Source organism: Saccharopolyspora sp. NPDC003752, assembly GCF_053605825.1.
The window spans coordinates 156,101-167,796 of the sequence record NZ_JBSGJZ010000009.1 but is presented as its reverse complement, the minus strand read 5'-3'; the positions used below and the strand labels follow the sequence as shown (position 1 = coordinate 167,796).

11 protein-coding genes are annotated in these 11,696 nt (G+C 71.1%); 8 read left to right on the top strand and 3 right to left on the bottom strand.

The window, feature by feature from the left end; translation table 11 throughout:
- Positions 1–27 precede the first annotated feature (27 nt).
- Entirely contained in the window at positions 28–783 is a 756-nt protein-coding gene (locus ACWEV3_RS14660) for an SDR family NAD(P)-dependent oxidoreductase (protein WP_452614334.1), read from the top strand.
- On the top strand, positions 780–1,181 hold the full coding sequence (locus ACWEV3_RS14655; RefSeq protein ID WP_452614333.1) for a RidA family protein: 402 nt from the start codon (positions 780–782) through the stop codon (positions 1,179–1,181). Before ACWEV3_RS14660 ends, ACWEV3_RS14655 begins: the two co-directional genes overlap by 4 nt.
- A gap of 171 nt (positions 1,182–1,352) precedes the next feature.
- On the opposite strand, the gene ACWEV3_RS14650 is transcribed toward ACWEV3_RS14655, so the two are convergent.
- Positions 1,353–2,225: a PaaX family transcriptional regulator gene (locus ACWEV3_RS14650; RefSeq protein ID WP_452614332.1), complete on the bottom strand. Its 873-nt coding sequence runs from the start codon at positions 2,223–2,225 to the stop codon at positions 1,353–1,355.
- Positions 2,226–2,383: 158 nt separating this feature from the next.
- Between ACWEV3_RS14650 and ACWEV3_RS14645 the strand changes: the two genes are divergently transcribed.
- The 6 genes from ACWEV3_RS14645 to ACWEV3_RS14620 all read left to right on the top strand — a co-directional run bounded on the left by ACWEV3_RS14645 (position 2,384) and on the right by ACWEV3_RS14620 (position 9,748).
- Entirely contained in the window at positions 2,384–3,160 is a 777-nt protein-coding gene (locus ACWEV3_RS14645) for a cyclase family protein (RefSeq protein ID WP_452614331.1), read from the top strand.
- Positions 3,161–3,413: 253 nt separating this feature from the next.
- Positions 3,414–5,057 carry a thiamine pyrophosphate-binding protein gene (locus ACWEV3_RS14640; protein ID WP_452614330.1) on the top strand — a complete coding sequence of 548 codons (1,644 nt, stop codon included), beginning with the start codon at positions 3,414–3,416 and terminating at the stop codon, positions 5,055–5,057.
- Positions 5,058–5,392: 335 nt separating this feature from the next.
- Positions 5,393–5,929 (top strand): helix-turn-helix domain-containing protein, encoded by a 537-nt coding sequence (locus ACWEV3_RS14635; protein ID WP_452614329.1) that lies wholly within the window; start codon positions 5,393–5,395, stop codon positions 5,927–5,929.
- 37 nt (positions 5,930–5,966) lie between these two features.
- Positions 5,967–7,136, top strand: coding sequence for an aminotransferase class V-fold PLP-dependent enzyme (locus ACWEV3_RS14630; RefSeq protein ID WP_452614328.1), 1,170 nt, complete (start codon positions 5,967–5,969; stop codon positions 7,134–7,136).
- A gap of 1 nt (position 7,137) precedes the next feature.
- Positions 7,138–8,565, top strand: a complete 1,428-nt coding sequence (locus tag ACWEV3_RS14625) for an amino acid permease (protein WP_452614327.1) — start codon at positions 7,138–7,140, stop codon at positions 8,563–8,565.
- 250 nt (positions 8,566–8,815) lie between these two features.
- Complete coding sequence (locus ACWEV3_RS14620) at positions 8,816–9,748, top strand: lipid kinase (RefSeq protein ID WP_452614437.1); 933 nt, start codon at positions 8,816–8,818, stop codon at positions 9,746–9,748.
- Between the two features lie 88 nt (positions 9,749–9,836).
- Here ACWEV3_RS14620 and ACWEV3_RS14615 read toward each other — a convergent pair whose 3' ends face one another.
- Complete coding sequence (locus ACWEV3_RS14615) at positions 9,837–10,991, bottom strand: DmpA family aminopeptidase (RefSeq protein ID WP_452614326.1); 1,155 nt, start codon at positions 10,989–10,991, stop codon at positions 9,837–9,839.
- Positions 10,988–11,647, bottom strand: a complete 660-nt coding sequence (locus ACWEV3_RS14610; protein WP_452614325.1) for a TetR/AcrR family transcriptional regulator — start codon at positions 11,645–11,647, stop codon at positions 10,988–10,990. Before ACWEV3_RS14610 ends, ACWEV3_RS14615 begins: the two co-directional genes overlap by 4 nt.
- Positions 11,648–11,696: the final 49 nt, after the last annotated feature.

The window sequence follows — 11,696 nt, the reverse complement described above, 5'->3', positions numbered from 1 at the left end:
CCGTCAATTTTACGTAATATCGCCTCCGTGACGACGAGAAACTGCCTGGTCACCGGAGCCGGTAGGGGCATCGGTCGCGCCATCGCCCAGCGACTTTCCGAGTCCGGCAACCGCGTCGCGCTCACCGCGCGAAGCGCCGGGGAGCTCGCCGAGGCCGCCGCGCGGCTGCCCGGGCCGGCACTCGACCTGCCCGCCGACCTCGCCGACGCGCAGGCCCCGGACCGCGTTTTCGACGCGGTCGAGCGCGAATGGGGACCGGTCGAGGTCCTGGTGCTCAACGCGGGCACCGCCACCTCGGCACCGCTGACCGCGACGACCGACGACGACTGGGAACGCGCGCTGCAGATCAACCTGACCGCGCCGTTCCGCTTCCTGCGCCGGGCGGTTCCGGCGATGGCCGAACGCGGTTTCGGCCGGATCGTGGTGATCGCGTCGATGGCCGCCAAGCGCGGCGACCCCTACGTCAGCGCCTACACCGCCAGCAAGCACGGCGTGCTCGGGCTGGTGCGCTCGGCCGCCGCGGAGCTGGCCAGGACGGGTGTCACGGTCAACGCCGTGTGCCCCGGCTTCGTCGACACGCCGATGACCGAACGCACCATCGACAACATCACCGCCAAGACCGGGCGGAGCGCGCAACAGGCCCGCAGCGCGCTGGAGGGCCGGCAACCCATCGGCCGGCTGATCAGCCCGGACGAGGTCGCCGACGTCGTGGAGCTGTGCGTGCGCAACGCCGCGATCAACGGACAAGGGATCACTGTGGACGGAGGAGCGGTGCAATCATGACCATCGAACGGATCAACCCCGCGGAACTGGCCCGCCCGGCGGGTTTCTCGCATGCCGTGGTTGCCTCGGACTGCCGCCTGGTGTTCCTGGCCGGGCAGACCGCGCTCGACGCCGACGGCAAGATCGTCGGTGACGGCGTCGTCGCGCAGTTCCGGCAGGCGCTGGGCAACCTGCTCACCGCGCTGCGCGCCGCCGGGGGCCGCCCCGATCAGGTGACCGAGCTGACCGTCTACATCGTGGACGTGGACGACTACCGGGCGCACGCCCGGGAAATCGGCGCGGTGTGGCGCGAGCTCGCCGGACGGGACTACCCGGCGATGGCCGGGATCGGCGTGCAGCGCCTCTGGGACGCCGAGGCCCTGGTCGAGATCAAGGGCACCGCCGCGATCCCCGTCTGAGAGGTCGTTCCAGACTGGGCGCGCGGGCATGCGGCCGGCCGGGGCGCAGGGCGGCGATTTCGCGCGAAAACGGCGTTCCGCGTGGAGGCAGGCGCCGGTTTCGCGCGAAACCGCCCACCGGGCGGCTTCGGATGGGCGTTCCCGGAGCCTTCTGGGACAACTCCTGAGCGGTCAGCGCGCGACGGCGTCGACGTGGTCGTGGGCCTGCCGCTCCAGCAGGGACTTCAGCTCGAAGAACACCTCGGCGGCCACCGTCCCGTTCCAGTCCTTCGGCAGCAGCTCGGCGGGCAGCCCGGGGTCCAGGTAGGGCAACCGGCGCCAGTCGGTGAGCACCCGCACGTAGTCGGCGAAGGCCTCCGGCCCGCGCGGCGACCGGCGGCGGCGCCACCGCCGCAGCACCGGCTGGTGCACCCCGATGAACTCGCCGTAGAGCTCCTGCAGCTGCTCCAGGTCCCACCACTGCGCCACCTTGGCCCGCAGATCGCCGAAGGCGAGGTGCTCGGCGTGGAACAGATCGGCGTACCCGGCCAGCTCGTAGCGCTGCAGGACGCTGCTCGCCGCGTCCCGCAAGTCTGCCGGGGCAATCCACACCCCCGGCGCGGCGGTGCCGAAGCCCAGGCGCGTCAGCTGGGTGCGCAGCACGTGCCGCTTCTGCCGCTCGGATTCCGGGACCGAGAACACCGCCAGCACCCACCCGTCGGAGAGGGTGGCGCGCTCCCGGCGGAAGATCCGCTCGTCGCCTTCGCGCAGGATCTCCAGCGCGGCACCGGAGAGCTCGTATCCCGCCGCCCCGCCGCGCCGTTCGGCCAGCAGGATGCCGCGCCGCTTCAGCCGCGAGATCGACGAGCGCACCGCGGGCTCGTCCACGCCGAGATCCGCGAGCAGCCGCACCAACGACGCCACCGACAGCCAGCCACCGGCCTCCCGCGCGTACAGGCCGTAGAGGGTGACGATCAGCTGCCTGGGCTGCATGCCTCGGCCGGTCAGCTCGCCCACCACGGCATCGCCGACCGATGCGCCATCCGTCACGATGTCCGTCGTCACGCGAACACGATAACAGCGGTCGCGCGGGCCGACTCGATCCACAGTGCTGCACCCGAATTCCCTGCCGCACCGGGTGATTCCCGGCGCATTGGCAGCGCCTCGGACGCGAAGTAGGATCCCGCACGTCGTCCAGTTCCCGGAATCCGGAGGCGAAGAACGTGGCCGTCCTCGACGAACTGCTGCGGGCGCTGACGTCCGGCCGGATCAGCGTCATCGACCTGACCGCGCCCCTGACGTCCGACGTGCCCGTCCTGCGGCTACCGGAGCCGTTCTCCAACACCATCGGCTTCAGCCTGGAGGAGATCAGCCGGTTCGACGACCGCGGCCCCGCCTGGTACTGGAACAACATCCACACCGGGGAGCACACCGGCACCCACTTCGACGCGCCGGTGCACTGGATCACCGGCCGCGACGGCCTCGACGTGGCTTCGGTCCCGACCCGGCAGATGATCGGCCCGGCCGCGGTGCTGGACTGCTCCGCGCAGGTCGCCGAGGATCCGGACTTCCTGCTGGAGACCGAGCACATCCGCGAGTGGGAATCCGCGCACGGCTCCCTGCCTGAAGGCGGCTGGCTGCTGGTGCGGACCGGCTGGGACGCGCGCAGCGGCGATCAGGCGGAGTTCCTCAACGCCGACGACAACGGCTCGCACACCCCGGGGATCTCGCCGGACTGCGCCCGCTGGCTGGCCGAGGAGAGCGCCCTGATCGGCATCGGCGTGGAGACGGTGGGCACCGACGCCGGGATGGCGCCCACCTTCGAACCGGCCTTCCCCTGCCACTCGCTGCTGCTCGGCGCCGGCAAGTACGGCCTCACCCAACTGCAGAACCTCGCGCTGCTGCCACCCACCGGAGCGGTGCTGATCGCCGCGCCGCTGCCGATCGTCAACGGCTCCGGCAGCCCGACGCGGGTCCTGGCGCTGATCGAACAGGACTGAGAAGTGATTTTTTCAATGGGCTTGCATAGCGGTGCGCGTAGCGGAACCTCAGACGCCGCCTCGCTGTGGGATCCCCGACTTATGTATGACCAATACACGGCGCTGGGGACTGGCCTCGCCCAGTAGCCCAGAGGGCGGGCACAGCCTGAGAACCCGCGGCGGTGCAAGTTGCTTAGGTGGGCTAAGCGGCTACGCCGCTTCAAAGACAAAGCCCGGGTTCAAAAGCAAACAAAACAGACTGGGAAGGGACGAGATGAACGTCGCCGAGGTCGTCGGCCGCACGGTGGCCGCACTGGGCGCCGACCACGTCTTCGGCGTCGTCGGCAGCGGCAACTTCCACGTCACCAACGCACTGGTCGCCGCGGGTGCGCGGTTCGTGGCCGCCCGCCACGAGGGCGGCGCGGCGACGATGGCCGACGCGTATGCGCGCACCAGCGGCCGCCTCGGGGTGCTCTCGGTGCACCAGGGCTGCGGGCTGACCAATGCGCTCACCGGCATCACCGAAGCGGCCAAGAGCCGGACCCCGCTGCTCGTGCTCGCCGCGGAGACGGCGTCCGCGGCCATCCGCTCGAACTTCCGGATCGACCAGGATGCGCTGGCCACCGCAGTCGGCGCCCGCGCGGAGCGGGTGCACAGCGCGGCCACCGCCGTCGACGACGTGGTGCGGGCGGTCCGGCTGGCGACCGAGGGCAGGCGGACCGTCGTGTTGAACCTGCCGCTGGACGTCCAGGCGGCGGAGTTCGACGGCGAACCGCACGTCCCGCAGCTCCCGGCGCTGAACCCGGTCGCGCCGTCCGCCGCGGCGGTGCGGGAACTGGCCGACCGGCTGGTCACCGCGCAACGCCCGGTCTTCATCGCCGGTCGCGGTGCCCGGCACGCCGGCGTCGAACTGCGGGCGCTGGCCGAGGCATGCGGGGCGCTGCTGGCCACCTCGGCGGTGGCGCGGGGCCTGTTCCGCGACGACCCGTGGTCGCTGGACGTCTCCGGCGGGTTCGCCACGCCGCTGGCCGCCGAGCTGATCTCCGGCGCGGACCTCGTCGTCGGTTGGGGCACCGCCCTGAACATGTGGACCACGCGGCACGGCAACCTGATCGGCGCCGGGTCCGCGCTGGTGCAGGTCGACATCGAGAGCGAGGCGATCGCCGCGCACCGCCCGGTCGACCTCGGGGTGCTCGGCGACGTCGCCGCGACCGCCGAAGCGGCCCGAGCCGAACTCGCCGATCGCGGCATCCGGCGCGCCGGTTACCGCGATCCGGAGGTGCGGGAGCGGATCGCGAGCGCTGGGTCCTGGCGCGACGTGGCGTTCGACGACGAGTCCACACCGGACGCCATCGATCCGCGCGCGCTGACCATCGCCCTGGACGCACTGCTGCCCGAAGAGCGGGTGCTGGCGGTGGATTCCGGCAACTTCATGGGCTACCCGAGCATGTTCCTGCGGGTCCCCGACGAGCAGGGCTTCTGCTTCACCCAGGCCTTCCAGTCCATCGGCCTCGGCCTGGCCACCGCCATCGGCGCGGCGCTGGCCCGCCCGGACCGGCTGCCGGTCGCCGCGCTCGGCGACGGCGGCGCGCTGATGGGCATCGCCGAACTGGAAACGGCGGCCCGGCTCGGCCTGCCGATGGTGATCGTGGTCTACGACGACCACGCCTACGGCGCGGAGGTCCACCACTTCGGCCCGGACGGCCACCGGTTGGACACCGTCGAGTTCCCGGACACCGACCTCGCGGCCGCCGCGCGCGGCTTCGGCTGCACCGGACTCACGGTGCGCACCGAGGCCGACCTCGCGCCGGTGCGCGACTGGCTGAACGGACCGCGCGCCACGCCACTGCTGATCGACGCCAAGATCGCCCCGGGCGAAGGCGCCTGGTGGCTCGTCGAAGCATTCCGCGGCCACTGACCCTCGCCGGACGAGGCATCCGAGAGTTCGCCGTACCAACGATTCTTTCCAGCGAGCCTTTTCATCCTGGCCTGTGCTGGTGGCACCGGGGTCGTGAGTGCGCATGGTCGTGATAGCGACCATCGCCACTCACGACTGCGGTGGCGTGGCCTCGTGAGTGGTGGTGGTCGTCAGAACAGCCATCGCCACTCACGAGGCGTGTCGAGGTGAGGTTGAAAAAGGCCCAGCGCAAGCGGTTCTGGCGCTCGGCGATCTGCGATGCCGCGGTATTGACTTCGCGCGCACGGCGGTTCATCCTCGCTGAAATACTTCATCCACACCGAAGGCGCGAAGCCATGATCGGCCCCCACCTCCGGGAGTTGCGCCAGAAGCGCGACCTCACCCTCAAGCAGCTGGCCGAACTCACCGGCCTGTCCACCGGTTTGCTCAGCCAGGTCGAGCGCAACATCCACGACCCCAGCCTGGAAACCCTGCGGCGACTGGCGAAAACGCTGGAAGTCCCGCTGTTCAGCCTCTTCGCCGAGGACGACGTGCAGCAGGTGGCCGTGGTCCGCCGCGAGCGGCGGATGAAGGTCGGCTCGCCGCACGGCGGGATCGCCTACACGCGCCTGTCCCCCGGATCGGGCCGCCTGGAGCTGCTCGAAGGCCGCCTGGAACCCGGTGCCGCGTCGTCGGAGGAACCGTGGAGCCACCCCTCCGAGGAATGCGTGCTCGCCCAGGCGGGAGAACTGCTGGTCGAGGTGGGCGACTCCCGGATCCGGCTGGAACCGGGCGACAGCTGCTACTTCGACTCGCGAGTCCCGCACCGCTTCGTCAACCCGGGCACCGACACCGCCACCTTCCTGGTATCGGTGACCCCGCCGAGCTACTGACCCGGCCGAATCCGCACACCCGCAGAGGAATCGCACCGTGAACGCCACCCCGGCACAGCCCGCCGAGACCATCACCGACCCGGAGTCGTTCCGCGCCTCCTTCCCGTCGCTGGCCGAGAACGTGCACCTGGCCAGTTGCAGCCAGGGCGCCGCCTCCTACCAGCTCGGCGACGCGCTCGCCGAGTTCCAGCGCAGCATGCACGTGCACGGAGCACCGTGGGAGATCTGGATGGACCAGGTCGAACAGGCGCGTCGAGGCTTCGCGAAGCTGATCGGGGCCGAGCCCGACGAGGTCGCGGTCCTGTCCAACGCCACCGAAGGCGCCTTCCAGGCGGCGTCGACCAGGTCCTACGCCGAGCGGCCGCGCATCGTCACCACCGACATGGAGTTCCCCTCCATCGCGCACGTCTGGCTCGCGCAGCGCGCCCGGGGAGCCGAGGTCGTCCACGTCGGGGCCGAAGACGGGCAGGTTCGCACCGAGGACTACCTGGACGCGATCGACGAGCGGACCCGGCTGGTGTCGGTGCCGCTGGTGTCCTACCGCAACGGCCTCCTGCTGCCGGTCCGCGAGGTGATCACCCGCGCGAAGGAGCAGGGCGCGACGACGTTCGTCGACGCCTACCAGGCCGCGGGTGTGCACCGCATCGACGTCGAGGAGCTCGGCTGCGACTTCCTCGTCGCCGGCGCGCTCAAGTACGTGCTGGGCATCCCCGGCATCGCGTTCCTGTACGCGCGCCGCGGCGTGCAGGATGCGGTACCACCGCAGCTGACCGGGTGGTTTGGCCGAGAGAACCCGTTCGCGTTCGATCCGCGCTCGGTGGACCATCCGGCGCGGGCGAGCCGCTACGAAACCGGCACGCCCGGCATTCCGGCCGCCTACGGCGCGAACGCGGGCCTGGACCTGGTCAACCGCCTGGACCCCGCAGCGGTGCACGACCACGTCAGCGGACTGACCCAGCGCCTGCAGGACGAGCTGCTGGCGGCGGGCGAGCGGCTCTGGTCGCCGACCGATCCGGCGTCGCGCGGGCCGCAGGTCGCGCTCCTCGACGATGCCCCGGGCGAACTCGCCGCATGGCTCGCCGAACGCCGGATCGCGACCAGCCCGCGCGGCACCGTGCTGCGGATGTCCTTCCACTTCTACAACGACGAGTCCGATGTGGACGCCGTCGTCGCGGCCATCGCCGACTACCGCAGATCCGGGAGATGACATGGACTCCACCACAGGCAGCGCCACCGGGGTGGGCACGTCCGGCACCGGGCTGCGCCGGCAGCTGACGCGCCGCCAGGTGACCATGATCGGGCTGGGCGGCGCGATCGGCACCGGCCTGTTCCTGGGGTCCAGCCTGGCGATCTCGCAGGCCGGGCCGGCCACCGTGCTCGCCTACCTCGCTTGCGCGCTGGTCGCGCTGGTGATCGCCTGGGCGCTGGCCGAGATGGTGGTCCAGCACCCGGACGCGGGCGCGTTCGGCGCGATCGCGCACCGCTACCTGGGCCCGTGGGCGGGATTCGTGGTGCGCTGGACGTACTGGACCATCCAGGTGATCGCGGTGGGCGGCGAGCTGATCGCGGCCGGGATCTACACGCAGTTCTGGTGGCCCCAGCTGCCGTTGTGGCTGCCCGTGGTGGCGTTCTCGGTGCTCATCCTCGCGGTGAACGCGGGCGCGGTCGGGCTGTTCGGCACCTTCGAGTACTGGTTCTCGATGATCAAGGTCACCGCGATCGTGGTGTTCATCCTGCTGGCGCTCGCGCTGGTGACGGTCGGGCTGCCGAACGCCGAGCCCACCGGTTTCGACAACCTGGTGGCGCACGGCGGGTTCCTGCCCAACGGGTGGACCGGCCTGTACCTGGCGATGGTGTTCGCGCTGTTCAGCTTCATCGGCACCGAGGTCGTCTCGGTGACCGCGGCCGAGTCGGAGAACCCGGAACGCGACATCCCGCGCGCGGCCCGGCAGATGGTGCTGCGGTTGTCCCTGTTCTACCTGCTGGCCATCGCTCTGGTCCTGACCGTGGTGCCCTGGACGACGATCGCGCAGAGCAGCGGGGTGTCCGAGAGCCCTTTCGTGACGGTCTTCGGCGCGGCCGGAATCCCGTTCGCCGCGCTGGTGATGAACTTCGTGGTGCTGACCGCTGCGCTCTCCAGCGCGAACACGAACCTCTACCTGAGCACCCGGATGCTGCACTCCCTCGCCGGGCACGGTTACGCGCCGCGCTGGACCGCCCGGTTGAGCAAGGGCGGGGTGCCGCGCAACGCGCTGCTGCTCAGCGCGGCCGGACTGCTCGTCGCCACCGTGCTGTCGGCCGCGCAGGGCAACGCCGCGTACCTGGTGCTGTTCGGGTTGTCCATCTTCGGCGCCCTGGCGGTGTGGATCCTCATCCTCGTCACGCACCTGGCGTTCCGGCGGACGCGCGCGGCGGCGGGCCTACCGCTGCCGAAGGTGCGCCTGCGCGGCGCGCCGGTCACCGGAATCGCAGCGATCCTCTTCCTGGTGGCGATCCTGGTGTCCACGGCGTTCATCGACGACCTGGCGGTCGCCTGGTGGGCGGGCGTGCCGTTCTTCATCGTGCTGAGCGCGATCTACTTCGCCATCGGCCGGAAGCCGCGCAGGAGGTCTTCCGCACACCCGGAGCGCAGATGAGTCCCGCGCCAGATCCCTTCAGCGGTCGTTTCAGAATGGCTCCGCCAGGCGCATCCCGAAGGATCCCGGCGCCTGACAGGAGGCGGCGGTTTCGCGCGAAACCGACGCCCGCCCCCACGCGGAACGCCGGTTTCGCGCGAAAACGGCGCCCTGCGCCCCAGACGCCCACGTCCCACACGCGCCCGCGCACCATTCCGAAACGACCCTCTACACTGCAGGTGCAGGCAGGTTCTCCTCGTGAGGAGCGGTCATCACAACCGACGGTTCCACCACGCGAGCAGCCCTGGTGGTGAATGCACGGGCCCGCACCGGCGCCAAGGCATACGCGCGGGCGATCGACAAGTTGCGCAGCCTGGGTGTGCCGCTGGACTCGACCTTCCCGCTGCACGATCCGGCCCGGCTCCCGGAAACCGTGAACTCGGCCGTGGACGCGGGCCACGACCTGATCATCCTCGGCGGCGGTGACGGCAGCGTCAGCTCGGTGGTCGACGTCCTCGCGCACCGCGGCGTCCCGTTGGGCCTGCTGCCGCTGGGCACCGCCAACGACTTCGCACGAACCCTGCACATCCCCACCGACCTCGACCAGGCGTGCCGCACCATCGCGCACGGCAAAGTGGTCGACATCGACCTCGGCCTCTGCGGGAACAACTACTACGTCAACCGCGCATCGGTCGGTCTCGGCGCGGGCGTGGCCGAGGCGATGTCGCCGACGCTGAAGAGGTGGACCGGGGCACTGGCATACCCGGTGGCGACCGTCAAGGCATTGCTGCGACACCGACCGTTCTCGGCGCACCTGACGTTCCCCGATGGCGACCACGAACCGCAGGAGCACCACGGATTGCTGCAGCTGTCGATCGCCAACGGCCGCTACTTCGGCGGCGGGCAGCTCGCGGCGCACGACGCCGGGATCGACGATGCGACGCTGGACATCTCCGTCATGCGGCACGGCAGCCTCCACGACCTGATCGCCGCCGCGCGCGATCTCAAACGCGGTGCGCTCGACAGCGAGCACGTCCGCCATTTCCGCACCAAGCGGGTCGACGTGGCGACCGGCCCCGACCTCCCGATCAACGTCGACGGCGAACTCGTCGACGGCACCCCGCAACGCTTCTCGGTCGCGCGCGACGCTCTCCACGTCGTCGTGCCCCGAACCTGGAAGGACGCCAGCAGCCCGGACTTCTAAGACGCGGCGGACGAATCGGCGAATTGTCCACAACGGACGGATCTCCTGGCAAGCCCGGCCGATCAACGGGATTCGCATCGGCAGAGCGTCAACGACGGTCTGGCCGCAGCCCCGACTCGCGCAGCAGCTCGGTGAGCCGGTCGTGCGGCAGGGCCGGGGAACGGTGCCCGTCGCGGCCGGTCATGTCCGCGTTGGCGGTCAGCGCGTTGAGCACCGCCTCCTCGACGGCCTGCGCGGTGGCCTCGTAGAACGGGTCCATCCGTCCCCACGGCACGAACCGCAGCTGCTCGTAGGCCGCCCCGCCGGAGCCCATGGTGCTGGTGAGCGCGCCCGGGTTCGCGGTGGAGAAGGCGAGGAACAGGTCTCCGGAGAAGTGGCTGCCGGTGGTGCCGGTGCGGGCCAGGCCGAGCGGCACCCGCCGGGCGAGCGCGGCGCACTGCCCCGGCAGCAGCGGCGCGTCGGTGGCCACCACGACGATCACCGATCCGGCGCCCGGTGCGGCGAACCGGTCGGCCTCCTCCATCGGGTTGTCCGCCTGCAGGTGCGCGCCGACCGGCACGCCGGCGACCACGAGTTCCCGGCGGGATCCGAAGTTGGCCTGCACGAACACGCCGACCGCGTAACGGTCCGATTCGTACTCCACGACCCGGGACGCGGTGCCGCTGCCGCCCTTGAAGGCGTAGCAGTTCATCCCGGTGCCGCCACCGACCGAGCCCTCCTCGATCGGGCCGGACCGGGCGGCGTCCACGGCCGCCGCGGCGTGGGTGGTGCGGACGTGGGCGCCGTTGATGTCGTTGAGGTAGCCGTCCCAGGTCTCCGCGACCACCGGCAGCAGCCACTCGCGGCCCAGCTCGGGGTGGTGTTCGACGACCCAGTCGATCAGTCCGCGATGGACCGTACCGATCGCGTGGGTGTTGGTGATCGCGACCGGCAGCGTCAGCGAACCGGTCTCCTCGATCCACGCGGTGCCGGTCATCTCCCCGTTGCCGTTGAGGGAGAACCAGCCGGCGGCGCACGGGTCGGCCACGCCGTCCCGGCCGCGGGGCAGGATGGCGGTGACCCCGGTGCGGACCGGGCCGCGCCCCGGGCGCAGCGGGCCGTCCCCGTCGATCAGGGTGGCGTAGCCGACCTCGACGCCGGGGACGTCGGTGATCGCGTTCCACTCGCCGGGCGTGCCGTCGAGCGGAATCCCCAACGCGCGGGCCCGGGGCAGTCCGGCGGGAGTGCGGATGGCGCTGGTCATCGGGTTCCCTTCCGGGGCCGCAAGCGGGCCACCTCGGAGCCGGCCGGGTCGCCGGTCAGGTCGGCGCACCCGGTGGCGTCGCGGGCGTAGGACAGGATCAGCTCGAACGCGCGTTGCGGAGGCATCACGGCGTTGCCGGCGATGATCTCCAGGCCGTAGCCGTTCTCCAGGCACACCAGGTTCGCCGCGATGTCCGCGACCGGCGATCTCGGCTGGAAGTGCCCCTGGGCCCGGCCGATCTCGAGGACGGCGCCGTACATGGTGACCTGCCGGTCGAACAGGCTCTCCGCGATCACCGAGTAGATCGGGTCCTGCCGGACGGCGGTGGTGAACTCGTACAGCACGTTGACCAGCTCGTCGTCCGCCCGCCACGGGATGCCCGCGCGGGCCGCGGCCACCAGCTTCTCCCGCGCATCATCCATTGTGGACAGCATGGCCGCGCGGTCGGTGCAGAACCGCTCCACCGCCTGCCGGAACACCTCGCGCAGCAGCTCGGACAGGTCGGGGAAGTAGTAGTGCACCGAACCGCGGACCACGCCCGCCTGCTCGGCCACATCGGCCACCCGCAGCGCGGCGAGGCCCTGGCGGCCGACGGCGCGGGTCGCCGCGGCGACGAGGTGTTCGCGGCGCACCGGCTTGCGACTGGGACGTGCCATGCAGCGATTGTCTGGCACTCGTGCCAATCAAGTCAACAATATGGCCCAG

Excerpts from the sequence above, each read along its gene's own strand:
- ACWEV3_RS14655 (WP_452614333.1), top strand. The coding sequence starts at position 780 with ATGACCATCGAACGGATCAACCCCGCGGAACTGGCCCGCCCGGCGGGT.
- ACWEV3_RS14640 (WP_452614330.1), top strand. The coding sequence starts at position 3,414 with ATGAACGTCGCCGAGGTCGTCGGCCGCACGGTGGCCGCACTGGGCGCC.
- ACWEV3_RS14635 (WP_452614329.1), top strand. The coding sequence starts at position 5,393 with ATGATCGGCCCCCACCTCCGGGAGTTGCGCCAGAAGCGCGACCTCACC.
- ACWEV3_RS14625 (WP_452614327.1), top strand. The coding sequence starts at position 7,138 with ATGGACTCCACCACAGGCAGCGCCACCGGGGTGGGCACGTCCGGCACC.
- ACWEV3_RS14615 (WP_452614326.1), bottom strand. The coding sequence starts at position 10,991 with ATGACCAGCGCCATCCGCACTCCCGCCGGACTGCCCCGGGCCCGCGCG.
- ACWEV3_RS14610 (WP_452614325.1), bottom strand. The coding sequence starts at position 11,647 with ATGGCACGTCCCAGTCGCAAGCCGGTGCGCCGCGAACACCTCGTCGCC.